Source organism: Bacillus sp. 7705b (genome assembly GCF_002289525.1).
In the GTDB taxonomy this organism is placed as follows: Bacteria; Bacillota; Bacilli; order Bacillales; family Bacillaceae; genus Bacillus; species Bacillus halotolerans.
Map to the genome: position 1 here is coordinate 42,296 of NZ_NSDH01000050.1, position 24,446 is coordinate 66,741.

Below are 24,446 nucleotides of genomic sequence, written 5' to 3' on the forward strand. Positions count from 1 at the left end.
TTGAAAAGGATGATTGAAAATGGCGGAAGAATTTCTAAATAAAAGTGGAAACGTATGGACAGCATCGGAAATGGACACGGACGGAAAACCGATAACACGGGTTTACCTTGGCGGAAACAGTGAAGAAAAACCTCTGTTTATCAAGGGGATGCAGGGAGAACAAGGTCCAGCAGGTCCGCAGGGCCCTAAAGGAGATCCTGGCGAGCAGGGCCCTAAAGGAGATACAGGCCCACAAGGCCCTCAAGGAAAGACCGGTGCCCAGGGTCCTCAAGGTGAAGCTGGCCCGCAAGGCCCTAAAGGAGACAAGGGCGATCCTGGTAAAGCCGGCTTTGGAACGGAAGAGCAATACAATGAACTTGTTAAACGTATTGAAGCCTTAGAACAAGCAGCACAAGCAAAATAATGACGTAATGGGGCGCATACCGGCGTCCCTTTTTGTTTGTAAAGGAGTGATGGAATGACGCTGGAAGAATTAAAGCTTGCGATGCGGATAGATCACAATTTTGATGATGGATTTATACAGCGGCTAAAAGATACTGCGGAAGATTATATCAAGGATGCCGTAACGCTTTCGCCAAACAGGGATGATTTCTTTCAAAACAACCCTAAATTTGATACAGCTGTCATGTTCCTGGTCGGTGCCTGGTATGAACAGCGTGTGTCCTCAATGGACAAAGCATTGCAAGAAATACCTTTCGGCGTAACAAACTTTATTCAGCAATTCAGAGGGGCGTATACAGATGGACTTTAGCCGGCTCAATACACGCATCATTTTTGTTACACGAAAGAACGCGAAGGACCCAGAAACCAGGGAGAATATTGTGGTAAATGAGCCCTTATTTTCTTGCTGGGCTGAGATAAGAGAACAGAAGTTAAGGGAAAAGCTCACGACAGCTGGCACCTTCTTAGAGAACAGTATCACGTTCATTATTCGCTATCAGCAGGTAAAGAAGGCGACAAATAGCATGCATGTTCTCCATAATGAGGAACTTTACGAAATAAAAGACATTATCCCAAATTCTCAGGATAAAAACCTGATAAATGTTTTTGCTGAGAAGGTGAGCTGATGGCACGGCAAGATGACGGTATCGGCGGTATAGAAAAAGAGCTCGATAAGCTTGCAAGAAAAAATACCAGGGCAGCCAAAGCAGCCGTCCAGGCAGGTACACAGGTTTTTGCTGAGGCTCTGGAACGTAATACACCCCGAGGCCGAGAAAGCGACCAGGACCCCCACAAAGTGCACATGAAAGATAATGTGGTTTATTCAAAGGCGAAGGAAGACGGGGAGATATATGCAAGTGTGGGATATGGAAAAGAAACAGCATCTCGCCTACACTTCTCTAACTTTGGAACGATCAAGCAGCCCCCGCAGCATTTCATTGAGAGGACATCAAACGAGATGGAGCAGACGGTTTTACAGATCGTGCAGCAAGTTTACATGAGGGAGCTGGGACTATGATGCTTCCCATTCAGGAAGTTGAAAAGCTTTTAAGTGAAAATGAAACACTTACTTCTCTTGTGGACAATGGCCGGATATTCCTAGTCTTTGTTCCAGAAGAAGATCAGGACATAGAAAAGGCTCCAATGATTCGCATTAACGAGCTTGAGAGTCACAGAAAAGACTATGCGGATGATAGGGCCCTAACATTTGAGGTTGATATTCAAATAGATTTATGGACCAAAACAATAAAGGACGCCCAGGCTATTCAGCCTGTGATTGATCAGATCATGGCAGAGAGCGACTACAAGCAATATGCGTCAGCCTTTGACCGTGACCCAGATATTGCTCTGTATCGGTACGCCCGTAGATACAGAGCGACGAAATTAATTGATGTTCAAAAAATAAACATAGAAAAGGATGATATGAATGGCTAAGACGGGGCTAAGTGGCATTAAATATTCTGAGCTTGTTGATGAAAAAGCCTCTAAGATTGAAGATATGCCAGGGGCAATTGAAGCGAAGCTGGACGTTTCTTCTGAACTAACACCTCTTTATGCGGATGACGGCATTTTTGCGGTAAAAAGTACAGGAGTTAGTGAAACAAAACTTGAATTAAATGTCGCAGACCTTACTACAGAAATGAAAAGAACTCTTTTAGGTGTTAAGGTTGTCGATGGTATTGAAGAATACCATAAAGATATGGAGCCGCCTTACGTGAGCATCACATGGCGTCAAAAACACCATGAGAAAGGTTATGTGTATTACGCTCTGTTAAAAGGGAAATTTGGCATCCCTTCTGTAGAAGGGAAAACGAAAGAAGATAAAGTGGACTATCAAACAGACACGATCGAAGGACAGTTCTTGCCACGTAAATCGGACGGGCTTGTGTTCCTAATTGGTTATGATCAAAACGATGGATTCACATTAGAAAAATTCTATCAGCGTGCTTATGGAATGTTGCCAGACGGCATGACAACAGAAGAAGTAAGCGCAGATTTAGGGAAATAAAACGGGCAGCCGGACAGCGGCTGCTTTTTCTATAAAAATAAGAAGGTGGTTTTTTACATGATTAAAGCAGTATTGAAAGATTATGCAAATGCTGAAATTGGCGAAAACGGGGAAATTGTCTCCGTTCCTGAAAAAACATTCATTCAGCCGATTGTTACATCGCGGTTTACTTACAGAGCATTGGAGATTCATGCGCTTGCAACGGATGAGGATTCAAAAATGACCGAATATGAGGTCATGACGGATATGATGGGTCTTGTCGTGGATATTTTTAAAGGTCAATTTAATTTTGATGATATTTTGGACGGTGTTGCTTCTGAGGATTTAGGAGGCTGGCTAAGAGATATCATTGACCAAGCGATGACAAAGAGTAAAAAAAAGGCTCAATTGAAGAAGAAGGCCGTGGAGTCTCAAAAATAGCAGGGAAGCCAATGACCTACAGGGACTATCTTAACAGGATGAAGCAAATGTATCTTGACTTGATGGAAAATGGTTACAAGCTTCATGAAATAGATGACATGGATGTACAACGCTTTTTTGATCTTGCAACTTACAAGCATGAGGAAGAAAACAAACTTGTCCCTGCTTATCAAATATTCGGTGCAACTTTGTAAAAGGGTGTCGGTAATGGCGCTCTTTTTGTGTTTCTAAAAAAAGATAGAAGGGAGGTAACTATTTGGCGACAGAAGGCAGACCAATAGGAAATTTAGTCATTAATACCACGCTAAACGATGCCGGCGTAAACAGAGGGATAACCGGTCTTAGAAATAACCTCAAAACAGCACGGACAGCCACAAAAGCGACTGTTCAAGAGTTTAAAGCGATGGGTGATGAACTCACGGCCAGCAAAAAGCAGGTTGAGGGCTTATCAAATGAGCTTTCCATTCAAGAGAGGATTGTGGAAGAATACCGGAAATCTTACGAGAAACAGGTTGAGCTATACGGCGAAGGCTCACAGCAGGCCCAGAAATACGCCCAGCGGCTCAATACTCAGATTCAATCATATCATTCTCTGGAAGGGTCTCTACGGCGCGCGCAGATGCAATACCAACGGCTGGAACAAGCCCAAAGCCAAGCAAGCGAGAGCGCTGATGAGTTGACGGACAGCCAAAGAGAAATTGGCGATGCAAGTGGAGACGCTGGCGGGAAAGTATCCAAATTCAGTTCTTTTATCAAAGTGGGGCTAGTGGGCGCGTTGACTGCCGGGATTGCGGGAGTAACCGGGTTAACTGCCGCAGTCGGAGCAATGGGCGCTAAAATGGCGCTTGATACTCAAAAATCACAGGGTGAATTCAGGGCTCAATTGGGCCTTACCAAAGATGAAGCGAAAGATTTGACGAAAGCAGCGACAAGCGTTTGGAAAGACGGTTTTGGCGAAAATATGGATGTAGTCAAAGATGCCCTGAAACAGGTCCGTCAGAATATCAGGGGGCTCAGCGACAAGGATTTAAAGGATGTAACCAAAGGGGCTATTACTCTTTCAGAAACCTTTGACGCAGATGTAAATGAAGTCACCCGAGCTGGCAACAATATCATGAAAGGTTTCGGTGTTGAGAGCCAAAAGGCTTTTGATTTGATGACGTACGGTGCCCAAAAGGGGCTAAACTTTTCAAACGAAATGTTTGATAACCTGAGCGAGTACGCGCCTTTATTCGGCAAAATGGGTTTTTCTGCGGAAGAATATTTCCAGCTCTTAACGAAGGGCAGCCAGGCAGGGGTTTATAATCTCGACTACATTAATGACGTCATGAAAGAATTTCAGATCAGAGTGAAAGACGGCTCCGATTCGACGTCCGGAGCGATGGCGCAGCTTTCCGGAAGCACTCAGAAAGTATGGAGCCAATTTCTAAAAGGAAAAGGGACGGTTAAAGACGTTTCTAACGCGGTTCTGGGTGAGCTGAAAGGGATGAAAGACCAAGTCAAGGCGAATAATATCGGGGTAGCTTTGTACGGCACCAAATGGGAAGACCTTGAGGCTGACGCGATGTATGCCCTCGGCGGTATTAATGGAAAGATTGGCGATGTGAACGGGAAAACGAAAGAGGCCGGAAAAGCTCTCCAGGATAACTTCGGGGCACGGCTGAAAAAGTTAGGTCGTTCCGCCTTGTCGGCTCTCCTTCCGATCGGCAACGGCCTTTTAGACGTATTAGAGCCGGTCATGTCTGGCTTAGAGTCTGGCATGAAAAGCCTTGAACCGACTTTTAACAATATCGCGAATGCCGGAAAGAATCTAAAAACTATTTTTTCTGGCATAATGGACGTTTTCAATGGTGATACGTCAAAAGGTGCCGATAAACTGATGGACTTTTTCCCGGTGTTAACGGTCCAAACCATTATCGACGGGATAAACAATATCAAGACTGCTTTTTCTGGCTTTAAGCAGCAGGCACAGCCCATCATATCCAACATGAAAGCAAGCTTTGACGCCATGAAGCCGACCTTTTCGACTCTCGGCACTATTGCATCCCAAGTTTTTGGAACTCTTGGTCCTCTGGTCAAACAGGCACTAGGCGGCGTGATGTCGTTCATAGGTCAACTTACGGGACAGTGGAAGTCTTTCTGGGAGCAAAACGGTTCTGTGATCTCTCAGGCCCTTCAAAATGTGTGGTCCGTTGTCCAATTTGTCATGCCGGCCGTACTTGCGATTATTAAATCTGTATGGGGCAACATAAAGGGCGTAATTACTGGCGCAATGTCTGTAATTCAGGGCGTTATCCTCGTTTTCTCTGGGTTACTGACAGGGAATTTCTCAAAAATGTGGGAAGGAATTAAGAAAATTTTCTCTGGCGCGATAAAAGTCGTCTGGAATGCAATCCAACTTTCATTTTTCGGCAAGATTCTCGGCGGTGCCAAGGCTCTCGGCGCTGGCTTAAAAGGTATATTCCCAAAAATGTGGGGCTGGATCAAAAGTTTGTTTAAAGATGGCGCCACAAATGCCGGGAAAATGTTTAGCTACTTGAAAGATAAAGCCCTGAAAATTGTCACTGACATGAAAACTAGTATTTCTAAAAAATTCACTGACATTGTAGACGGGGCAAAGGCGCTGCCTAAGAAAATGGGTGACGGAATTAAGAGCATGGCAGGCAAAGCCTGGGACGGAATAAAAGCGTTTGGAAACAGAACGCTTCGCGGATTCGGTAAAATCATTAACGGCTTTACTCAGCAGGGCATTAACTGGATTCTAGGAAAAATCGGGGTTGATACTAAAATCCCTAAATGGGAAGTGCCACAGTATGCAAATGGTACTGGCGGGCATCCAGGAGGTTTAGCCATTCTCGGTGATGGTAAAGGCTCAAATGCTGGACCGGAAGCTTTTATAACCCCTTCGGGTCACATGGGGCTGAGCCCTGCGACTGATACGCTTATGAACCTTCCTCAAGGAACACAAGTCTTGTCAGCAATTGACACTAAAGCTTTTCTTTCAGGGGTTCCGGCTTATGCAAACGGAACGAAGAAGAAAGAAGGCTTTATTTCAAAGATGTGGAATGGAGCAAAGGCAGCCGTTGGAAAAGTGAAGGACCTTGCCTTAGATGTATTTGACTATATCAGCAACCCGTCAAAACTCGTCAAAAAGGTTATTGAAAAGCTGGGGTTAAAACTGCCTAAAGTAAAAGGCATTACCGGAGACGTCCTAAAGGGTTCTTTCTCCCTTATCAAAAAGAACTTTGTCAATTTCATCAAAGATAAGTTTGGAGAATCAAGCAACTTTGGTGAAGGCGGCACAGCAGCCGTCAAAAAGTGGGTTGCTAAAGCCTTAAAGATAAAGGGGCTGGGATCAGAGTATGCCTCAGCGCTTGAAACAATAGCGATGAAGGAATCAGGCGGCAACCCGAACGTTGTAAATAGATGGGATTCAAACTGGAAAGCAGGGCACCCATCACAAGGATTGATGCAGTTTATCCCGAGTACGTTCAACGCCAATAAGGAACCAGGGCACGGAAATATCAAAAATCCAGTTGACCAGATCCTTGCCTCTATTAACTATCTGAACAGTAGATACGGCGGAATCTTAAATCATCCTGGCTTGAAGTCTATGGCGCGAGGCGGCCGTTATGTCGGTTACGATAAAGGCGGATTGATTACACGCGATCACATGGCCGAGGTCCATAAAGGGGAAATGCTGCTGCCGTTGCGTCAATTTAGGCGCAGCCAAGCCCATAAGGTTCTCAGCCAGGCAGGTAAAATGGTTGGGTATGAACCGGAAAGCCGGTCAAGCTCAAGCGATGCAAACGCATTGCAAACGATGGTCACTCTGCTGCAGCAACAAAACAGCAATCAACAAGCCGAAATAAATCTGTTAAGCCAAACGGTAAGACTATTAACACAGCTTGTGGCGAAAGACCCGAATGTAATACTAAGCATCCAGGAATTAAATAAAATTCAAGACGAAGCATACAACAAGGAAAGAAACCAAAAGGGATTGCTGAATAATGTAAGCTTCTCTTAGGAGAGTGGTAGGTTGATAAACTATGATCTAATAATAGACGGCAAGTATTTAAGCGAGACTCTTTCAGGTGTCTCGCTTTCTTCATTTAGGCCGGAGGCTCCAGTGTTCGAAAGGCAGACGGCTGGAACAAACGCGCTCATTAATGGGACGATGATGCTTAAGCAGGGGAACACTGGACGATACACAGAAAGAAAAATCAACATAAAAGTGCTCGTGGAGGCAAACAGCTCTTATCAGTTCCAGATCAAGAGGGACGCCGTTTACAACCTTTTTGTAAGAGAGGACCCCTACTATGTAATCAATACACAGCAGCCTTATAAACGATGGCTTGTTACGTGTGATGACGCATTTTCCATCTATCAAGAAAACGGCAAAAAGTATCAGGAAGTCGATATTACATTAACGGCCATTCAGGGGCTTGCTGAGTCTTTAAATGACAGCACTGCATCTATGGAATTGAAGGACGAAAAGTTTCACTTGGGCATGAATATCCGGCGGGACACAACTCCTGTGTTTCACTTTAAAAATAAAAACTCTTTTGTAGTGGATAACATAGGGGACGTAAAACTGGACCCGATTAACTACAATTACAACGTCGAAATGTACCTGCAGGGTACTGATATTTCAATCACTAATATCACAACAAATGAAACCCTGACGCTGAACGGAAAATTTTCAAAAACGGATAAGATAACGCTTTTGAAGCATCACATTTTGAAGAACTCTACGCCTATTTCCGATAGGAGTGGGCGGTTCCCGACTCTCGCAGCGGGCCAGAATCAATTTAGGATTGCCGGCGCTACCTACAGCGATATCCGATTCATTACACACTTTTATTATAAATAGGAGGTGAGGCTCTTTGAATCAGATGTTTGTCCATGACATTAAAACGGGCCAAAAACATGAGCTTATTCACGTTGAGCCTAAAGTGAATGATGATGTCACTGGGAAAAAAGATTTATCTTTTTCAATTACCTTGACTGAATACAATCAGATTCCTTTCAATGCTTTAGTCGGAAGGAATTTTATTATTATCGACGAGGTGCGGTATAAAAAGCAGCAGTATTTCATTAACACACCTACGATCAAACAGGAAGGCGCTCTGCTAACGAAAGATATAACAGCTACGCATATCTATTCCTTTAGGGCGATCAAGCATGTTGTTCATGAAACGATAGAAGGTACAAAAACTCTCAATGAAGCACTTAAGCACGCAGTAAAAGGCAGTGAAATCACATTTACAATTATGCCTGATGCAAAGGAGATCGGGGCTAAAAAGCTGGAGGGTTTCGGCAATAAAAAGACTTCCGAGCTGATGGATGAAATCATTTCCACCTTTGGGGTGGAGATCATCCCGGATAACACGCATTTATACATTTACAAAAAAGCCGGCAAAGAGATTGTAAAAAGGCTGGATAACCTTTCGAATCTCACGTCCCTACAGATCACAACAAGCGAAGATAACACGACAACACGGGTGAAAGGATACGGGAAGCTCAAAGAAGATAAGGACACCCTGGGGGATCAGTCGATCCCCTACGATTCCAAAACAGGCATCTGGACGTATGATAGTTCATTAAAAGCAGATTACACGAAGAAAATAGGCGCCACGTTTTCGTTTTCCTTCACAGGGACAGGCTTTAAATTTAAAACCCTAGTGTCAAAGCTGGGTGGTAAATGGGAATTTAAGATAGGTGATCAGACGAAAACCATATCTGTCTATAAAGATTCAGCCCCGACTGAAAAAGAGTTTGATATCATTCGCGGCCTAGACAGCAAGACTTATAAGGTTGTCGCCACCTTTAAAGGTAGGGACAGCAATAACCCAAACACCAAAGGCACAAAGAAAGCTGATCCGGTTATGTATCTGCTTCGCGGCAACATTATCGAGGTGTACAGGACATTCAAAAGTGAGGATGAAAAGTATGTCTTCCCTCCGGTCACCTATGTTCACCCAGAAGAAAAAAAGTTTCTAATCAATGGGCAGCCATCTTGGGCGGAACCGGTCACGGATGATTCTATCACCACAAAGGAGGATATGATTAAGCTGCTTAAAACCAAAGTCAATCCTTACGCAGAGGTTTCCTATGACGCCGACTATGTGGAATTGTTAGATCAGGCACTGGTTGACCTAGAAGAACCAGTAATGGCAGGCGATACAATTCGTGTATATGCGGATACGCCTTTAAACGGGGTCACTTTTGATGGGAAGCTGAGAGCAACCGGGGCTTCATACAACCCATTGAAACCAGAACAGCCCTCTGACCTGACAATTGACGGGAAGCGAAAAAGCCGTGTAGACGTGGAAATAGAAGAGAAAAAGCGCGCAAAAAATCAGGAGCAGGCCATCAAGAATTATCAAAATCAATTAGCCACTGGACTGGCTGAAATCACTCAAATTAAGCAGAGCTTGGCTACTGCACAACCGTCTCAGCAGACCACATATACTTTCTCTTTACAATTCTCAAATGGTGAATGGTTTGTGTCTAATGGCGAGGGCTTTGCTTCCTTGGCAGCTGGTATTCTTTCTTTGAATACAGACGATGATTACACCATCCAGTATGTAACTGGGGATGCCAATTCCATTATGAAAGAGGCGGGTTATACGTTGTACGCCGAAGATGTGGACGTAAATAAAATTAATATAACTCTTTTTAGAGAAGGAAATATAAGTAGCCCTCTAGGGGTTCCGGGTGGATCAAAAATAAAAATCCTCATAGTAGGACAGAAATAGAGGTGAAATCATGACAGTTTATTTAAATAAAAGGCTTGGCGATGCTCCAAACGCCAGTCTATTTGCTCAATTAGATGATAATGCACGTATAACAGAACAAGGAATCAATCTTAATGAATCAAGAATTGAAGGCCATAAGAAGGCAAAGGCAGCTCATTCGTCTAACCAAATTACGCACGACTTAACGACAGTCGAGAACATGCTCAAAAACTTGAGGAACACCTTGGCTAACGTTATCACGGAGGCAGACGGGACAAATATCAAAGAACTGATTGCATTAAGAGTGGCCGAAGATGCGACGGTTCATGAAACCGCCAAAGACCGGGTGGATTATGACTTTCGGCGCTTAAACAGACGGCTGGACATGCTGCCGCAAGTGAATGTGTTGGAATTTGGGGCAGACCCCACCGGTGAAATTGATTCAGCCCCAATGATTCAGAAAGCTCTTGATTTAGCTAAGAATAGTGATGGGATTCACATTTATATACCGAACGGCTGCACATTTAAGCTTGAAGCACCTCTAATTTTTTGGGCAAATACGAAAGTTAGCGCTCACGGAGCCGAAATGCTCAATTATTACGGGCAATATATGGGTGTCAATGGTGATGGTACTGTAAATTATCACGGTTACGAGGGTAACGGAAATATCATTATTGAGGGCGGGGTTTGGGATTGTCGTGGGCTGCATATTCAACGTGGAACTAACGCATTTTCATTCGGCCATGGTCGCAATATTTATGTGAAGAATGTGATTATCAAAGATGTACGAAGTTATCACGGCATTGAATTTAACGCATGTGAGCGTTTCGCGTGTATTGATAGCGATTTTCTAGGATTCTTTGATCCAGACGGCACGCGTTCGTTTTCAGAAGCCATTCAAGTTGACTTAGCGCAACGTTCAGGAGTGTTTGGTGCGTTTGGTGAATATGATTTCACAGTGTGCCGAGACGGCAAAGTGACAGGCTGCTATTTTGGGGCATCTGGAACGCCCGGTACTCAGGCGTGGCCGCGGGGGGTCGGTTCTCATTCATCTACGATTGGGTATTGGCATGAGAATATCACTGTTAGAGACAACACTTTCGATGGGACAACCGGATGGGCCATAAGAGGGTACAACTGGAAGCACTCAAGCGTCACAGGAAACACCCTAAGGAAATGTCACTATGGAATCACTATAAGTGCAATTGATCCAACTAATGAAGGGCATACAAAAAATGATAAATTCGAACAGCTGTCTAAGTCTCAAGATTTTTATGATATTACGATATCAGGCAATAAAATCTATGACACAGTAAAGAATGAAGCTATTTATGTTAGAGGCTTTATCAATGATGAAGGGATTGGCCGCAATGTTGTCATTACGGGTAATCTCATTGATGGTGTCGGTGGTTCATATCAGGCCGGAATTAGGCTGGATGCCATTCGTGGTGGAGTCATAACAGGAAATCTTATTTCAGATATCTCCGGTGATGGCGTGCGCTTAAATGACTGCATAGGAATTAACACATCGGGAGCAAATATCATTAGTTTTGTTGGCCGTGATGGAATTGCGGCATTCGGTGGGTGCTCTGATCTTATCACCTCAAACAATATTATACGAAGACCTGCCAGATATGGGATTGAACAGTCTCATGTCTATTTTTCTATTGTGGAGGGGAATTTGATTACGGGTGCCGGTAACAGTAAACATGGTGAATATGAAGCAATTCGAATCGCAAACGGATCAAAACGGATCAAAGTATCAAACAATACGTGTCGCTCTATTTCGACAATCACGAATTTAGCCAGAGCCGGTATTTATATTACAAGCTCAGTGAGAGAAGTTGTTCGCTTCGGTAATGACTGTCGCGGAAATTGGACAATCAGCGGTATTGTAGATAATTCATCTGATTCAAAAACAGATGCGAAAGACGTTTATTAAGGAGGGCTGCAGATGTTTATTGTAATGGGAAAAGATCGAGTGGAGGTTGCCTCTGCCTTTTTATCAGAAGATAGGAAAAGTGTCTCTGGCTTCCGAGAGGACGGCAGCAGGGTGATTCTACTTGAGGGTGTGAATTTTGAAAACGTGTGGCTTGAGAATGAACAGGGTGAACGAGTTGAATTTCAAGTCAAGCCGAACACAGATGAAGAACTTGCAGACTTGAAACAGCAGCTTAAAGAGCTTACGGAAAAAATGCAGCAAATGACAGAAGAAAAAACGGTGATGGGTTCATGATTTTTAGACAGTCTACATTGAACTTTGATATTACATCTTATTCTCAAGCCGTTATTCGAACGAATATTCAAATGTCTACACAGGATAAAGGAACGGCCAAACTCATTTTCAAGCTCACTAAAAATGGCGTCTCATTGCCTTTGTCGGGTGTCAATCTTGTTCTCACCATGTTTTTTTCAGACGGCAGCCGTTCTGATCGTTCCCTATCAATCGTGGACAAGATTAACGGCATAGCTGAATATGTTTTGTCCAATGATGAGATCAAGCACTATGGGAAAGTGGAGGCTGTTTTAAATCTCTATTATGTGAACAAACAAGCGTTATCAGCCCATGAATTTACATTCGAGATTGTAAGAAATTTAGTTGATCGAGATATTGTTCCGGTAGCTGAGTATTACATTGATGAATTTGAAAAGCTAAAAGTGATGATTAAAAAGCTATATGATGAAACTATCCAAACTATTGAAGATTTACGGAAGAAATTTGAGGACTTAGAGAAGATTGAGACAAAGGAAGGCGCTCAAGCGAAGGCTGACGAAGCGTTAACGAATGCAAAGACATATACAGACACACACATTATTGATACGTCTAATCCACACAAAGTGACGAAAGATCAAGTGGGACTTGAGAATGTCCTAAATGAAAAACAGGCTACAAAAAAAGAATTTGATTTACACACAGAGGATGTAGTAAGGCATGTGACAACTACTGAAAGAAACAAATGGAACTCTGCTGAAACCAATGCAAGGGCATATACAGACACACACGAAGGCAGAAAAGACAATCCCCATGAAGTAACAAAGGAGCAAGTAGGACTAGGGAATGTAGACAATGTGCAGCAAGCTTCTTTAGTAGAGTTTAGGCAACACAATTACAATCAGGAACGACATACATCCGCAGCCGAACGAGCGAAATGGAATGGAGCTGTTACTTATGCGAATATCACTTTGAAAAACGGTGCTACAATTGGCACACGAACAGCAATTTATGCGCGGTGGGGACCTTTATTGTTGATTCGTGGTCATATCAAAACAGAACCTGAGATCATTTTTGGCTCAATTCCTGCTTCGGCTGTACCTGTCGGTGGCGCAGTGGCTTCGGTAGCACTCAGCGGAACTGGCGGAACGGCTAACCTTGTTATTTATGAAAATGGTGATCTTAAAATTAAATATCCTAATCCTGTAGACCCAAGTAAGTTTGTAGGTGGTTACTATATTGACGCTGTAATAGGATTTCAGGAAGGAAGTGTGTCATGAAACAGGTTTATGGATATGATGAAAACTTCTTTTTTACGGTTCCTCTAACAATTGAGCCGGATGAAGAAGGAATTTATAGTGTTCCTGAAAATTGCACAACCATTCAGCCACCATCGTTTGTTAAACCAAAGTTTCATCCAGAAGAGCAGACATGGACAGAAGAGGCTACTCAAGAAGAGATTGAACAACTATATGAAAAGGCAGCAAGTGAACGGGAACAGTCTCCAATTGATATTCTTAAAATCCAAAATGCAAAGCTAACATTGCAAATAGCTGCAGCAGAAAAGGAAAATGCTGATCGACGAAAAAGAGAGGCTGAGCAGGCACTTATAATAGCACAACTACAGCAGGCAATTAATGATCTGAAAGGGGGGAGTTAAATGTCTCTTTATCCGGATTTAGAGGATATCAAGCAATTTTATAAATGGGAATGCTACACAGACGATGACATAAAAAAGTACGTTGATATTGGATGGATTACTACAGATCAATACAAGGAAGTAACGGGAAAAGATTACCCTTCTCCCATCGACGTCCCTTCTGGGGAGACTGACGAGCCTGCTCGGGTTGAATTGAACAAAGAAGGATAAGCGCTTAATAGGCGTTTTTATTTTTGCCTCTAAGGAGGTGATAACAAGAAATGGAGGAGACAACGGTGTTTATTAATTTTGAAACATTGGATTTAGCGAGAGTTTATCTGTTTGGGGGTGTGAAGTACCTTGATTTACTACTGGTTCTCAGCATTCTTGACGTAATAACGGGTGTGATCAAGGCTTGGAAATTCAAAAAGCTGCGGAGCCGGAGCGCTTGGTTCGGTTATGTGCGTAAGATGCTCAGTTTTCTGGTGGTCATCGTGGCAAACATCATAGATACAATTCTTAATCTGAACGGGGTCCTGACATTTGGAACCGTTCTTTTTTATATCGCCAATGAAGGGCTTTCTATTACTGAGAACCTTGCACAGATCGGCGTTAAAATTCCGGCGGCCATTACTGATCGACTTCACGTAATCGAAAATGATAATGATCAAACAAATGAAAAGGATGAACATGCTGCTGGGTAACCCGGCGGCTTTTTTCTATATCAAAAATAAAGGAGAGAATACTTATGACAATCAAAGTGAAAAAGAATCTTGTATCAGAAGCTAAATATAAATTAAAATGCCCTAATCCCATGACTGCCGAATACATCACCATTCACAACACTTACAATGATGCATCAGCTGCCAATGAGATCAGCTATATGATCGGAAATACTAGCTCGACAAGCTTTCATTTTGCCGTCGATGACAAAGAGGTTATTCAAGGGCTACCGTTAAATCGTAACGCATGGCACACAGGAGACGGCACAAACGGCACAGGGAACCGTAAGTCTATTGGTGTTGAAATTTGCTACAGCAAGTCAGGAGGCGCTAAATATAAGGCAGCAGAAAAGCTGGCAATCAAATTTGTGGTGCAGCTGCTTAAAGAGCGCGGCTGGGGTATTGATCGTGTCCGCAAGCATCAGGATTGGAACGGCAAGTATTGCCCGCACCGTATTTTGTCGGAGGGCAGATGGGATGAGGTTAAGACTGCCATTGAAAAAGAATTGAAGGCTCTGGGCGGGAAAACAACTTCAAAACCTGCGCCTAAAGCTTCTGGGGGCACTTACACAGTCAAAAAAGGCGATACTCTTTCCGTAATTGCAAAAGAGCAGGGGGTGAGTGTGGCATCCCTGCAAAGCTTGAACGGTATCAAGAACCCGAACTTGATCAAGGTCGGCCAAGTATTAAAGCTCACAGGCTCAAGTACTTCGAGCCCTAAACCAAGCAGCAAAAAAACGTCATATGCGCTGCCCTCTGGTGTCATTAGAGTAACAAACCCTATGCGGAAAGGGGATGACGTAAGGCGGATTCAAAATGCTCTGGCTGCTCTTTGCTTCTATCCAGATAAAGGGGAGAAGAATAACGGCATTGATGGCGTTTATGGTCCGAAAACAGCAAATGCAGTCAAACGGTTCCAGTCAGTAAGTGGTCTGACTGCTGACGGCATTTATGGGCCTAAGACTAAAGCGAAACTTGAAGAGAAATTATAAAAAATTAAACCCCTTCTGTTGTAGAAGGGGTTTAAAATTCATTTATCAATTTTCTTGTGGAGCAATCTTTGCCACTGGAGCACCACAGAGTAGGAAGAATGCAAATACTGCTGCTGGGGAAACTGCTAAACCTATAGTTCCTAGAAATCCTACAACAGTCAACCAATCTCCGTTTTTAATGGCTTTTTGAACTTGATTCAAAGCACCTTTACTTAAGTTAAGTGCATCTTCTAAACATCCTTGAACACTATTGATTTTGACATCGCTATAATTATATTCCTTATTCATATAATTAGCGAAAGCGATCATGCCCTCTTTTTGAGCTGGAGGATAAGGAGCTTTTTCAAGCTCGTCCTCATTGACTGTATATCCCGCCTCTTTATCAAAAACTAAAATTTTAGTAAAGATGTACTCAACTTCTGCAACAGACTTTTCAATTTGTTCTTCAGTTAAGCCATCTAAACCGTCCTTCGGATTCAATTGTGTTGCTGAAGCTGCTGGTGCTATTGTGGCAATAGCAAGAAAGAAAATCGACGCCAGAAAAAACAATCTTTTCAACATGTGTTAACTCCCCCTTTTTTGAATTGGTAAAGCAATTCAATAGTAACATACATTTTTTCAAGAAAAAGGGAATTTAATTTAGAATTAAGCAAATTAGACATAATAAGTCATATATCGACAGAAAGTCGTTACCACAAATGCAAAGCAAGAAACGAAAGTGCCCATGCAAATATGCCGAACATTACAAAGAATCTAAGAAAAGTTTCGTATTTTGTAAGACTTCGTTCTTTTTTTGTTTTACCTAATCTCCAATAAAGGGCGTAGCCGGAGAACAATAAAATTATTTGTCCCAGTTGAGACACGGACTCTAAAAATTCTATACCATTCATTGATTTCACCTCTTATTTAATTATCGCAGACGGAAAAAACGTTTCCAACAGTTATATAAAAATTGAGCAATCTGTAATATGTCTAATGGTATAAGAAGCAACGTTTCCTTTATTTATATGAAGCGCAGTTCCTGCCGGTGTGTAATAAAACTGCTCTAAGAATTACATTCGATCCATGTTTGCTTCATTTATAACCGATCCAATTGTAAATAAAGCCCAACTCATATGAATTGGGCTTTTTAAATAATCCATATTTTCTTTTCTTTATCCCATGAAAGAGCGCCTTTGCGGATCAGGATTTTTGTGGCCTCTCGTATTTCTTGTTCGCTTTTCCCTGTCTTTCTTTTTAGTTCTGGCAAAGTCGGGTTCTTTCCATATAAACGCATGTTTACGATGATCCGATATAACTTACGTTCAAAATCATTCATGTTACAAGCCTACTTAATGATTTTCCTCATTAATTTGTTGGTGGCTTTACCAGCAGCACGGCGAGCAATTCTTTTCCCGAACGTTCCTTTTCTTGCAGCTTGCACATCACCCAAGATGCGTGCTAAAGTATATAAAAATCCGCGGGCTTTGTTAAGGTTCAAAATGGTCACTCCCTTATCAAGTTCATACATTAATTATAACAGAAGTGAAATGCCCATATTGCCCACGGTTTGCCCACACTTTTTTATAAACCAGTGCAAATCAGTGCAAATAAACATATAATGACGCCTTGCAAAAATCCTTACATAATAGGATTTAGTTATAAATGAGTTGTATTCAAAACTTTAGAGAAACAATTGATCTGATGGTCACAAAAATTCAAACCATTCTTGAACAAAACGCGATTTTGTAATACCATAGCATAGACATAAATAACTCTGACCATATTATGTATAGGCAGGAAGGGGATGTGTAAATTCCCTTCTTTCCCTGTTTATAAACGCGAAATATTTGCAGAACCACAAGATTCAGTTTAAGATAAACAGTACCAATATGGGAGAGAAGAACGAGGACTGCCCTGTGTTCTCATTCTTGTATTTTAGTTTATGCTCTCATACATAATCGAAGATGTTGAGGGACAACCAGAAGGAGTGAAGGGACATGGCACAAGAGAAAGTTTTTCCTATGACTGTAGAAGGAAAACAAAAACTTGAACAAGAATTAGAATATTTGAAAACGGTTAAACGAAAAGAAGTAGTAGAGCGCATCAAAATTGCGAGAAGTTTCGGGGATCTTTCCGAAAACTCTGAATACGACTCAGCGAAAGAAGAGCAGGCATTCGTAGAGGGCCGTGTAACGACTCTTGAGAATATGATCCGCAATGCGAAAATCATTGAAGATGACGGCGGCTCTAACGTTGTCGGTTTAGGTAAAACCGTCACTTTCGTCGAACTGCCTGATGGTGATGAAGAATCTTATACAATCGTCGGAAGCGCTGAAGCTGATCCGTTTGAAGGGAAAATTTCAAACGACTCGCCGATCGCTAAAAGCCTGCTTGGCAAAAAAGTAGATGATGAAGTCACAGTTCAGACGCCGGGCGGAGAAATGCTCGTGAAAATTGTGAAAATTTCATAATATCCGTTTAGCAAAGAAACACCTCGTCCACAATGTGGGTGAGGTGTTTTTTTATGAAGTTATCGAAACGAATGAAGCTGGCTGTCCTGGCTTTTTTAATCGTGTTTTTTCTGCTTTTGCTGAGGCTCGCGGAAATCCAGCTGTTTTTCACAGAATCATTTTCGAAAAAGAAAATTAATTTAATACAGGAAAGTGTTAATCAGCGGACGGAGGAAGTGCTCATTTCTGACGGCAGAGGATCGTTTTTAGATCGAAACGGCCAAGCGCTGACGGGTACAAGCGAGCCTGCGGTTGTCTTGTTTCCTTTTCTGTTAACGCAGGACTGGCCGATTAAAAAAGTCGCAGAGATTCTCGGCATGTCTGAAGATGATTTGCATCAGACTCTTGCAAAATCGAAAAAACCAGTTATTTTACATCAAAAGAAAATCAAAACACTTTCGAAGGAATCTATCACAAAAATCAATTCTTTGAAATATCCTGGCATTTACGGCGTATATATGGAGAATGAAGACAAGCCCAGTCTTGCCTCGCATACGATAGGCACAACCAATCAAGATCCGGCGCTTCTCCGCAATAAGTATCCAGAAAAGGAAAACCTGCCGATTAAAACGAAAATCGGCACAACTGGTTTAGAACGGACATTTGATGAGTTTTTGCTCCCGGAACAGGACACGAAGCTTTTGTATCATGTGGACGGAAAAGGAAACCCTTTGTTCGGCATGGACGTCAAATATACAGCTGAGGCCAACTCATTTTATCCGCTCCAAGTCAAAACAACGATTGATCAAAGCATTCAAAAAGCGATAGAAGGCATACTAGATGATCAGGGGCTGAAAAAAGGAGGAGCGGTGCTGCTGGACATCGAAAAGAGCAGTGTGTTGGGCATCGTAAGCAAACCGGATGCCGATGTGTCCAGACAAAACACGCTTCAAAATTATATGCTGACGCCAATCTATCCCGGCTCCGTTTTTAAAACTGTGATAGCGGCAGCTGCGATTGAGCATAACGCGGTAAAGCCGAGTCAAACCTTTAATTGTAATTTAAACCTGTACGGCGAACCGGGAGACGACAAAGGAACCCTGTCCTTTGAAGAAAGTTTCGCACAAAGCTGCAATTACACGTTTACAAGTCTTGCCGAACAATTAATGAAGAAAGACCATTCCGTCATTGAAGACATGTCAGAAAAGCTGTCCCTTACAGATCGGGCAGGCTGGGAAGGAAAACTGTACCACGAGTCAGATTTCCGCCAATTCTATAATGAAAAAAGCGGTGTGATTTGGGGGGATGAAAAAGACAAATCAGTCAAAAAAGCAATTGCGCAAACAGCGATCGGGCAGAAAAATGTAAAGGTAACGCCGCTTGAGGTAGCTAATATGATGGCGACAATCGCCCGCGGCGGTGAAAAGCGGCAGGTGAAAATCGCAGAGCAGATTGAATACAAAAACGGCACAACGCTCGTCAAGTTTAAAGATCAGAAGCTTAAAGGAGAAACAATAGACAAATATACGGCACAGCAGCTTCAAAAAATGCTGCGGCGGGTGGTGGAATTTCCTTCCGGAACGGGCAGAAGGTTTCAGGATCTCTCGTATACTGTAGCAGGGAAGTCAGGCACCGCCCAGACAGGCAAGCTTTCAAAAGATAAAGAAACGCTTTATGAAAAATGGTTTGCCGGGTATTTTCCCGCGGATAAGCCGAAATACGCGCTTGTCGTATTGCACATGGATACGCCGGGGGATAAGGCTCTGACAAATTCGGTGTTTTATGATATTGTTAAAAAAGTACACGAAATTGAAATCAATCAGAAATAGAACAACTTCTCAGCACATGGTAAAATATATGCTGAGCCAAGAGGGATAAAGGAGTGCAGAATTATTGAGCAATAATCAATCTCGTTATGAAAACCGTGATAAGCGCAGGAAAGCTAATTTAGTGCTTAACATCTTAATCGCAATCGTATCTATTCTAATTGTTGTAGTAGCAGCCAATCTCTTCATTAACAGTCCTTCTAGCAAAGATGTCAGCAAGGATTCTGAAACGGCGCAAAAACAGGAATCTCCGGCTTCAGGAAAGACGGAAAAGAAATCGGATGAGGATATAAAAGACAGTAAGAAAGATACATCTGACAGCGAAAAGGATTCTGAGAAATCTTCTGACTCAGATTCAGATTCCAAAAAAGATGATTCTTCTAAAAGTGATGACTCAGATTCAGATTCAGACTCAAATTCAGATGACCCGCTTAAAGACGCAAAAGTTACAGAAGGCGGCTCATCAAGTGATGTGGAAAAAACGTATGAAAATCCTGACTGGAAAGCAGTCGGAACTGAGCAGAAGGGCGAGCATGCCGCCACTTATGACTCAAGCTCACAAGACTGGGCTGAGATGCTGAAAGCCATATCATATGCAACCGGTGTTTCAACAGATAACATGACCGTGCTCTGGCTCGGAAATAACGGCAGCCCTCAGGATGCCAAAGGTAAGATTTTAGATAAAACGAGCGGAGAGAAATATCAAGTAACGATTACATGGGTTGATGAAAAAGGCTGGAAGCCGACAAAAGTAGAAAAATTAAAATAAACAAAAGCAGCCGAATCTTTCGGCTGCTTTTGTTTTACACCTCAGCCGCAAAATGAACAACGGCGCTGTAAAAAAATTTTCCGTCTGCCACAGCAGTTTGATGCGAGACAGATTTCACACGCAGCATGATTGCTTTATTGTTTTCAATTTGTGTGTTGATTTTCTTTTCAAGCTCCTGCAATGATGCCGCTTCGAAAAATTCTACTTTGTCTTTAATCAGATCCAATTGAAAATTCATCTTTCGACCCCTCCGCCTTTACAAGTCATATGAAGTATAAGCCTTTTTACGCTGTACGCGCAATATATGACTGGATAAAAAACACAAAGTGTTTTAGTACCTACTTTCAAGAAGATATGGTAAGATAGGAACTGTTCCATCATTAATTCATAGTATGCTTATAGGAATTATAAAATATGGAGTGTGACAACTATGGGACGTGAATTTATCCCTCTTTTTGAGGATTGGGCCGCAACTTACGATCAAACAGTTCAAGGTTTTGATATTCAGTATAAAGAGGCGTTCAGAGGCTATGATGATATTTTGAATGCCATTGTCAGCCGGTCAGGGATTCGTGTATTAGAATTTGGGCCAGGGACCGGCAACTTGACAGCGAAACTGCTTGAAGCGGGGAAATCTGTATTTGGAGTCGAGCCGTCTCCGGCGATGCGCAAGTTAGCATCTGACAAGCTTCGCGGCAGGGCGGAAATTGTTGACGGAGACTTCCTGACATTCCCTGAACCGCCATTTCAGGCTGACACGATTGTCAGTTCATATGCTTTTCATCATTTGACTGACGAAGAAAAACGAGCTGCAATAAAGCAATATGGCAAATACCTTCACATGCATGATAAAATAGTGTTTGCCGATACTGTCTTTGAACACGAGGAAGCGTATAATCAAGCCATTGATAAAGCACGTTCTCAGGGCTTCTATCAGCTGGCGAATGATTTAAAGACAGAGCATTATCCCACATTGGAAACGATGAAAGAGATGTTTACAGCTGAAGGTTTTGCAGTCCAATTCATTCAGCAAAACGACTTCGTGTGGATAATGGAGGCGATCAAACGGTAAAGTGAAGGGAATGTGTATAGATGAAACTAGCAGTCATCGGAGCAATGGAAGAGGAAGTAACCATCCTAAGAAACAAACTGGAAAATGCAAAAACAGAAACGATCGCGCACTGTGAATTTACAACAGGCCAATATGAAGGAACTGAAGTCATTCTTTTAAAATCAGGAATCGGAAAAGTGAATGCTGCGATCAGCACGACACTTCTGCTTGATCGCTACAAGCCTGATTATGTGATTAACACAGGCTCAGCGGGCGGATTTCATCATACACTGAATGTGGGAGACGTCGTCATTTCTACTGACGTTCGCCATCATGATGTAGATGTAACGGCCTTTGATTATGAATACGGACAGGTGCCAGGCCTTCCGGCTGCTTACGCCGCAGATGAAAAGCTGATCAGCATTACTGAAGAAGCGATTTCTGAGCTTGACGGCATTCAAGTTGCAAAAGGAACGATCGCAACAGGTGATTCTTTTATGAATGATCCGAAGCGGGTCGAAGAGGTGCGTGCGAGATTTTCTGATCTGTATGCGGTTGAAATGGAGGCAGCGGCAGTCGCTCAAGTGTGCCACCAGTTTAAAACGCCGTTTGTTGTGATCAGAGCATTATCTGATATCGCAGGAAAAGAATCACATGTCTCATTTGACCAATTTTTAGAGCAGGCCGCTGTTCACTCAACAGAGCTTGTGTTAAAAGTGATCAAACGAATTCATTAAAACGGGGGAGTGTTCTCCTCCGTTTTCTCTAAAACAACCTCTATCAAGGAGGAGGACATATATGACAGTTATTACGGACATTACGGAGCTGATTGGGAATACACCGCTTCTCCGCTTGAAGAATTTTGATATTCCTGAAGGAGTGGCTGTATATGCCAAGCTGGAAATGATGAACCCTGGCGGAAGCATAAAAGACAGACTGGGAGATATGCTGATTCGTGACGCCCTGGATTCAGGCAAAGTGAAGCCCGGGGGAGTCATTATAGAGGCAACGGCCGGAAATACAGGTATCGGGCTTGCCCTTAACGCCAGAAAACATGGTTTAAAAGCCATTTTCTGTGTTCCGGAACATTTCAGCAAAGAAAAGCAGCAAATTATGCAGGCGCTAGGAGCGTCAATCGTGCATACGCCGCGTAAAGACGGAATGCAGGGAGCCATTCAAAAAGCGATACAGCTGGAGAGGGAAATTGATAATTCCTATTGTGTTTTGCAATTTAAAAACCGAGTAAATCCATCGACTTACTATAAGACTCTTGGGCCTGAAATATGGAAAGCGCTTGACGGCAATATTCATACGTTTGTCGCGGGGGCAGGATCAGGAGGCACATTCGCGGGAACAGCATCCTTCTTAAAAGAAAAACATCCCGCAGTCAAAACAGTGATTGTCGAACCGGAAGGCTCCATATTAAACGGCGGAGAGCCTCATGCTCATAAAACAGAAGGGATCGGCATGGAGTTTATCCCTGACTATATGGATGAAAGCCATTTTGATGCAATATATACGGTAACAGATGAGAATGCTTTTAGACTTGTTAAAGAAGCGGCTGAAAAAGAGGGCCTGCTGATCGGAAGCTCTTCTGGTGCAGCGCTTTATGCGGCATTGGAGGAAGCGAAAAAATCGTCTGCCGGAACAAATATTGTCACAGTATTCCCAGACAGCAGTGATCGGTATATCAGCAAACATATATACGAAGGAGGCATCTGATATGAAGAAAAAAACATTGATGGTACATGGCGGGATCACAGGTGATGAGAAAACAGGAGCTGTTTCCGTTCCGATATATCAAGTGAGCACGTACAAGCAGCCAAAAGCAGGCCAGCATACCGGCTATGAATATTCAAGAACGGCCAACCCGACAAGAACTGCACTGGAAACGCTTGTGACAGAGCTCGAAGCCGGGGAAGCAGGTTATGCGTTCAGCTCAGGAATGGCTGCAATTACAGCTGTTATGATGCTGTTTAACAGCGGAGACCATGTGGTTTTGACTGATGACGTGTACGGCGGGACATATCGAGTGATGACAAAAGTGCTTAACCGTCTCGGCATTGAATCAACTTTTGTGGATACAAGCAGCAGAGAAGAAGTCGAAAAAGCGATTCGTCCCAATACAAAGGCAATTTATATTGAGACACCGACAAATCCGCTTCTCAAAATCACCGATTTATCACTGATGGCAGATATTGCGAAAAAAGCGGGGGTTCTTCTAATCGTAGACAACACCTTTAATACACCATATTTTCAGCAGCCGCTTACTTTAGGCGCTGATATCGTACTTCACAGTGCGACTAAATATCTCGGCGGGCACAGTGATGTTGTCGGCGGTTTAGTTATTACAGCTTCGAAAGAGCTTGGAGAAGAGCTGCATTTTGTGCAAAATTCAACAGGCGGCGTGCTCGGCCCTCAGGATTCATGGCTGTTAATGAGAGGGATCAAAACACTGGGGCTCAGAATGGAAGCAATCGATCAAAACGCGCGGAAAATCGCAAGCTTTCTTGAGCAGCATCCTGCTGTTCAAACGTTATATTACCCTGGTTCTCCAAACCATCCGGGACATGAGCTTGCGAAATCTCAAGGATCAGGCTTTGGAGGCATGATCTCCTTTGATATTGGCAGTGAAGAGCGAGTGGATGCCTTTTTAGGCAAACTTAAGCTGTTTACAATTGCAGAAAGCCTGGGCGCTGTAGAAAGCTTAATTTCTGTTCCGGCTAGAATGACACATGCCTCTATTCCGAGAGAGCGCCGGCTTGAACTCGGCATTACAGACGGCTTGATCAGAATCTCTGTGGGAATAGAGGATGGGGAGGATTTGCTGGAAGATATCGAGCAGGCTCTTAACATTTTATAACAAATGGATAGATTTACTTTCTCTGTAAGCTGCCAGAGTATATTATAATAGTCGTATACTATGAATCTGGCAGGTGATTCTTTTATGAAGAAGAATAGAATGAAATCATTAAAAGAAGACTACAAGCATTTCGCTTTTACCTTGCTTGCAGTCAGCACTTTTTTATATATAGGCGCGGTTCTTCCTGATCAGGGCTTAACGTTAGGCCAGAAATCAGTTATGTTTATGACGGATTGCGTGTTTTTAGCCGGCGCTTTCTTTTGCGCCGACCGTTCACTTGTATATAAGAAGCGCTTGGAAGAAGCCGACGAATAAAAAAACAGCCATCAAC

At 42.8% G+C, this 24,446-nt stretch carries 31 protein-coding genes; 26 read left to right on the forward strand and 5 right to left on the reverse strand.

Features of this window, described 5'->3' with window-relative positions:
• Positions 1-19 precede the first annotated feature (19 nt).
• The 18 genes from CJU60_RS19255 (at position 20) to CJU60_RS19340 (ending at position 15,174) form a co-directional block, all read left to right on the forward strand.
• On the forward strand, positions 20-403 hold the full coding sequence (locus CJU60_RS19255; protein ID WP_095714672.1) for a collagen-like protein: 384 nt from the start codon (positions 20-22) through the stop codon (positions 401-403).
• A gap of 54 nt (positions 404-457) precedes the next feature.
• A complete protein-coding gene (locus tag CJU60_RS19260) occupies positions 458-751 on the forward strand; it encodes a head-tail connector protein (RefSeq protein ID WP_095714673.1) in 294 nt (97 codons plus the stop codon).
• Positions 741-1,067 carry a phage head closure protein gene (locus CJU60_RS19265; RefSeq protein ID WP_095714674.1) on the forward strand — a complete coding sequence of 109 codons (327 nt, stop codon included), beginning with the start codon at positions 741-743 and terminating at the stop codon, positions 1,065-1,067. The genes CJU60_RS19260 and CJU60_RS19265 overlap by 11 nt, the downstream gene beginning before the upstream one ends.
• Positions 1,067-1,459 (forward strand): HK97-gp10 family putative phage morphogenesis protein, encoded by a 393-nt coding sequence (locus tag CJU60_RS19270; protein ID WP_095714675.1) that lies wholly within the window; start codon positions 1,067-1,069, stop codon positions 1,457-1,459. The genes CJU60_RS19265 and CJU60_RS19270 overlap by 1 nt, the downstream gene beginning before the upstream one ends.
• Complete coding sequence (locus tag CJU60_RS19275; protein WP_095714676.1) at positions 1,456-1,875, forward strand: hypothetical protein; 420 nt, start codon at positions 1,456-1,458, stop codon at positions 1,873-1,875. The genes CJU60_RS19270 and CJU60_RS19275 overlap by 4 nt, the downstream gene beginning before the upstream one ends.
• Complete coding sequence (locus CJU60_RS19280) at positions 1,868-2,449, forward strand: major tail protein (protein WP_095714677.1); 582 nt, start codon at positions 1,868-1,870, stop codon at positions 2,447-2,449. Before CJU60_RS19275 ends, CJU60_RS19280 begins: the two co-directional genes overlap by 8 nt.
• Before the next feature lie 57 nt (positions 2,450-2,506).
• A complete protein-coding gene (gene gpG / locus CJU60_RS19285; protein WP_095714678.1) occupies positions 2,507-2,869 on the forward strand; it encodes a phage tail assembly chaperone G in 363 nt (120 codons plus the stop codon).
• Positions 2,870-2,916: 47 nt separating this feature from the next.
• Positions 2,917-3,063: a hypothetical protein gene (locus CJU60_RS19290; protein ID WP_003237388.1), complete on the forward strand. Its 147-nt coding sequence runs from the start codon at positions 2,917-2,919 to the stop codon at positions 3,061-3,063.
• 62 nt (positions 3,064-3,125) lie between these two features.
• A complete protein-coding gene (locus tag CJU60_RS19295; RefSeq protein WP_095714679.1) occupies positions 3,126-6,896 on the forward strand; it encodes a phage tail tape measure protein in 3,771 nt (1,256 codons plus the stop codon).
• A gap of 12 nt (positions 6,897-6,908) precedes the next feature.
• Positions 6,909-7,742: a phage tail domain-containing protein gene (locus tag CJU60_RS19300; protein WP_095714680.1), complete on the forward strand. Its 834-nt coding sequence runs from the start codon at positions 6,909-6,911 to the stop codon at positions 7,740-7,742.
• Between the two features lie 22 nt (positions 7,743-7,764).
• Entirely contained in the window at positions 7,765-9,630 is a 1,866-nt protein-coding gene (locus CJU60_RS19305; protein WP_255238364.1) for a phage tail protein, read from the forward strand.
• Between the two features lie 10 nt (positions 9,631-9,640).
• Positions 9,641-11,551, forward strand: a complete 1,911-nt coding sequence (locus CJU60_RS19310; RefSeq protein ID WP_095714682.1) for a right-handed parallel beta-helix repeat-containing protein — start codon at positions 9,641-9,643, stop codon at positions 11,549-11,551.
• Between the two features lie 12 nt (positions 11,552-11,563).
• On the forward strand, positions 11,564-11,845 hold the full coding sequence (locus CJU60_RS19315; RefSeq protein WP_255238363.1) for a hypothetical protein: 282 nt from the start codon (positions 11,564-11,566) through the stop codon (positions 11,843-11,845).
• Positions 11,842-13,101: a phage baseplate upper protein gene (locus CJU60_RS19320; protein WP_095714683.1), complete on the forward strand. Its 1,260-nt coding sequence runs from the start codon at positions 11,842-11,844 to the stop codon at positions 13,099-13,101. Before CJU60_RS19315 ends, CJU60_RS19320 begins: the two co-directional genes overlap by 4 nt.
• Positions 13,098-13,481, forward strand: coding sequence for a hypothetical protein (locus CJU60_RS19325; protein WP_095714684.1), 384 nt, complete (start codon positions 13,098-13,100; stop codon positions 13,479-13,481). Before CJU60_RS19320 ends, CJU60_RS19325 begins: the two co-directional genes overlap by 4 nt.
• On the forward strand, positions 13,482-13,691 hold the full coding sequence (locus CJU60_RS19330; RefSeq protein WP_095714685.1) for an XkdX family protein: 210 nt from the start codon (positions 13,482-13,484) through the stop codon (positions 13,689-13,691).
• Between the two features lie 50 nt (positions 13,692-13,741).
• Positions 13,742-14,164 carry a phage holin family protein gene (locus tag CJU60_RS19335; protein WP_095714686.1) on the forward strand — a complete coding sequence of 141 codons (423 nt, stop codon included), beginning with the start codon at positions 13,742-13,744 and terminating at the stop codon, positions 14,162-14,164.
• Positions 14,165-14,208: 44 nt separating this feature from the next.
• Entirely contained in the window at positions 14,209-15,174 is a 966-nt protein-coding gene (locus CJU60_RS19340; protein ID WP_095714687.1) for an N-acetylmuramoyl-L-alanine amidase, read from the forward strand.
• A 45-nt stretch (positions 15,175-15,219) separates the two neighbouring features.
• On the opposite strand, the gene CJU60_RS19345 is transcribed toward CJU60_RS19340, so the two are convergent.
• The 4 genes from CJU60_RS19345 to CJU60_RS19360 all read right to left on the reverse strand — a co-directional run bounded on the left by CJU60_RS19345 (position 15,220) and on the right by CJU60_RS19360 (position 16,654).
• Complete coding sequence (locus CJU60_RS19345) at positions 15,220-15,735, reverse strand: hypothetical protein (protein WP_095714688.1); 516 nt, start codon at positions 15,733-15,735, stop codon at positions 15,220-15,222.
• A gap of 128 nt (positions 15,736-15,863) precedes the next feature.
• Positions 15,864-16,064, reverse strand: a complete 201-nt coding sequence (locus CJU60_RS21980; RefSeq protein WP_017697615.1) for a hypothetical protein — start codon at positions 16,062-16,064, stop codon at positions 15,864-15,866.
• A gap of 239 nt (positions 16,065-16,303) precedes the next feature.
• The gene (locus tag CJU60_RS19355; RefSeq protein WP_095714689.1) at positions 16,304-16,492 is read right to left on the reverse strand and encodes a hypothetical protein; all 189 of its coding nucleotides are present in this window, start codon (positions 16,490-16,492) and stop codon (positions 16,304-16,306) included.
• A 9-nt stretch (positions 16,493-16,501) separates the two neighbouring features.
• Entirely contained in the window at positions 16,502-16,654 is a 153-nt protein-coding gene (locus CJU60_RS19360) for a hypothetical protein (protein WP_176471095.1), read from the reverse strand.
• 499 nt (positions 16,655-17,153) lie between these two features.
• Here CJU60_RS19360 and greA point away from each other — a divergent pair, with 499 nt between their 5' ends.
• From greA to CJU60_RS19375, 3 genes are all read left to right on the forward strand, one after another.
• Positions 17,154-17,627: a transcription elongation factor GreA gene (greA, locus tag CJU60_RS19365; RefSeq protein ID WP_010335099.1), complete on the forward strand. Its 474-nt coding sequence runs from the start codon at positions 17,154-17,156 to the stop codon at positions 17,625-17,627.
• A gap of 53 nt (positions 17,628-17,680) precedes the next feature.
• Positions 17,681-19,435 carry a peptidoglycan D,D-transpeptidase FtsI family protein gene (locus tag CJU60_RS19370; protein WP_095714691.1) on the forward strand — a complete coding sequence of 585 codons (1,755 nt, stop codon included), beginning with the start codon at positions 17,681-17,683 and terminating at the stop codon, positions 19,433-19,435.
• A 64-nt stretch (positions 19,436-19,499) separates the two neighbouring features.
• Positions 19,500-20,201: a YrrS family protein gene (locus CJU60_RS19375; RefSeq protein ID WP_024122295.1), complete on the forward strand. Its 702-nt coding sequence runs from the start codon at positions 19,500-19,502 to the stop codon at positions 20,199-20,201.
• Between the two features lie 34 nt (positions 20,202-20,235).
• Here the strand turns inward: CJU60_RS19375 and CJU60_RS19380 are convergent, their stop codons facing one another.
• Positions 20,236-20,439 (reverse strand): YrzA family protein, encoded by a 204-nt coding sequence (locus tag CJU60_RS19380; protein WP_024122294.1) that lies wholly within the window; start codon positions 20,437-20,439, stop codon positions 20,236-20,238.
• Between the two features lie 192 nt (positions 20,440-20,631).
• Between CJU60_RS19380 and CJU60_RS19385 the strand changes: the two genes are divergently transcribed.
• The 5 genes from CJU60_RS19385 (at position 20,632) to CJU60_RS19405 (ending at position 24,430) form a co-directional block, all read left to right on the forward strand.
• Positions 20,632-21,273 carry a class I SAM-dependent methyltransferase gene (locus CJU60_RS19385; protein WP_024122293.1) on the forward strand — a complete coding sequence of 214 codons (642 nt, stop codon included), beginning with the start codon at positions 20,632-20,634 and terminating at the stop codon, positions 21,271-21,273.
• A 20-nt stretch (positions 21,274-21,293) separates the two neighbouring features.
• Positions 21,294-21,989, forward strand: a complete 696-nt coding sequence (gene mtnN / locus CJU60_RS19390) for a 5'-methylthioadenosine/S-adenosylhomocysteine nucleosidase (RefSeq protein WP_024122292.1) — start codon at positions 21,294-21,296, stop codon at positions 21,987-21,989.
• Between the two features lie 61 nt (positions 21,990-22,050).
• Positions 22,051-22,974 carry an O-acetylserine dependent cystathionine beta-synthase gene (locus tag CJU60_RS19395; RefSeq protein WP_024122291.1) on the forward strand — a complete coding sequence of 308 codons (924 nt, stop codon included), beginning with the start codon at positions 22,051-22,053 and terminating at the stop codon, positions 22,972-22,974.
• 1 nt (position 22,975) lies between these two features.
• Complete coding sequence (locus CJU60_RS19400; RefSeq protein WP_024122290.1) at positions 22,976-24,115, forward strand: bifunctional cystathionine gamma-lyase/homocysteine desulfhydrase; 1,140 nt, start codon at positions 22,976-22,978, stop codon at positions 24,113-24,115.
• An 84-nt stretch (positions 24,116-24,199) separates the two neighbouring features.
• Complete coding sequence (locus CJU60_RS19405) at positions 24,200-24,430, forward strand: YrhC family protein (RefSeq protein ID WP_010335091.1); 231 nt, start codon at positions 24,200-24,202, stop codon at positions 24,428-24,430.
• The last annotated feature ends 16 nt before the right edge of the window (positions 24,431-24,446 follow it).

Coding starts and splice junctions, on each gene's coding strand:
- CJU60_RS19260 (WP_095714673.1), top strand. CDS start 458: ATGACGCTGGAAGAATTAAAGCTTGCGATGCGGATAGATCACAATTTT.
- CJU60_RS19355 (WP_095714689.1), bottom strand. CDS start 16,492: ATGAATGATTTTGAACGTAAGTTATATCGGATCATCGTAAACATGCGT.
- CJU60_RS19400 (WP_024122290.1), top strand. CDS start 22,976: ATGAAGAAAAAAACATTGATGGTACATGGCGGGATCACAGGTGATGAG.
- CJU60_RS19345 (WP_095714688.1), bottom strand. CDS start 15,735: ATGTTGAAAAGATTGTTTTTTCTGGCGTCGATTTTCTTTCTTGCTATT.
- CJU60_RS19305 (WP_255238364.1), top strand. CDS start 7,765: ATGTTTGTCCATGACATTAAAACGGGCCAAAAACATGAGCTTATTCAC.
- CJU60_RS19265 (WP_095714674.1), top strand. CDS start 741: ATGGACTTTAGCCGGCTCAATACACGCATCATTTTTGTTACACGAAAG.
- CJU60_RS21980 (WP_017697615.1), bottom strand. CDS start 16,064: ATGAATGGTATAGAATTTTTAGAGTCCGTGTCTCAACTGGGACAAATA.
- CJU60_RS19255 (WP_095714672.1), top strand. CDS start 20: ATGGCGGAAGAATTTCTAAATAAAAGTGGAAACGTATGGACAGCATCG.
- CJU60_RS19320 (WP_095714683.1), top strand. CDS start 11,842: ATGATTTTTAGACAGTCTACATTGAACTTTGATATTACATCTTATTCT.
- CJU60_RS19315 (WP_255238363.1), top strand. CDS start 11,564: ATGTTTATTGTAATGGGAAAAGATCGAGTGGAGGTTGCCTCTGCCTTT.
- CJU60_RS19330 (WP_095714685.1), top strand. CDS start 13,482: ATGTCTCTTTATCCGGATTTAGAGGATATCAAGCAATTTTATAAATGG.
- CJU60_RS19290 (WP_003237388.1), top strand. CDS start 2,917: ATGTATCTTGACTTGATGGAAAATGGTTACAAGCTTCATGAAATAGAT.
- CJU60_RS19275 (WP_095714676.1), top strand. CDS start 1,456: ATGATGCTTCCCATTCAGGAAGTTGAAAAGCTTTTAAGTGAAAATGAA.
- CJU60_RS19270 (WP_095714675.1), top strand. CDS start 1,067: ATGGCACGGCAAGATGACGGTATCGGCGGTATAGAAAAAGAGCTCGAT.
- CJU60_RS19310 (WP_095714682.1), top strand. CDS start 9,641: ATGACAGTTTATTTAAATAAAAGGCTTGGCGATGCTCCAAACGCCAGT.
- CJU60_RS19325 (WP_095714684.1), top strand. CDS start 13,098: ATGAAACAGGTTTATGGATATGATGAAAACTTCTTTTTTACGGTTCCT.
- CJU60_RS19395 (WP_024122291.1), top strand. CDS start 22,051: ATGACAGTTATTACGGACATTACGGAGCTGATTGGGAATACACCGCTT.
- CJU60_RS19380 (WP_024122294.1), bottom strand. CDS start 20,439: ATGAATTTTCAATTGGATCTGATTAAAGACAAAGTAGAATTTTTCGAA.
- CJU60_RS19335 (WP_095714686.1), top strand. CDS start 13,742: ATGGAGGAGACAACGGTGTTTATTAATTTTGAAACATTGGATTTAGCG.
- CJU60_RS19405 (WP_010335091.1), top strand. CDS start 24,200: ATGAAGAAGAATAGAATGAAATCATTAAAAGAAGACTACAAGCATTTC.
- CJU60_RS19280 (WP_095714677.1), top strand. CDS start 1,868: ATGGCTAAGACGGGGCTAAGTGGCATTAAATATTCTGAGCTTGTTGAT.
- gpG (WP_095714678.1), top strand. CDS start 2,507: ATGATTAAAGCAGTATTGAAAGATTATGCAAATGCTGAAATTGGCGAA.
- greA (WP_010335099.1), top strand. CDS start 17,154: ATGGCACAAGAGAAAGTTTTTCCTATGACTGTAGAAGGAAAACAAAAA.
- CJU60_RS19370 (WP_095714691.1), top strand. CDS start 17,681: ATGAAGTTATCGAAACGAATGAAGCTGGCTGTCCTGGCTTTTTTAATC.
- CJU60_RS19340 (WP_095714687.1), top strand. CDS start 14,209: ATGACAATCAAAGTGAAAAAGAATCTTGTATCAGAAGCTAAATATAAA.
- CJU60_RS19385 (WP_024122293.1), top strand. CDS start 20,632: ATGGGACGTGAATTTATCCCTCTTTTTGAGGATTGGGCCGCAACTTAC.
- mtnN (WP_024122292.1), top strand. CDS start 21,294: ATGAAACTAGCAGTCATCGGAGCAATGGAAGAGGAAGTAACCATCCTA.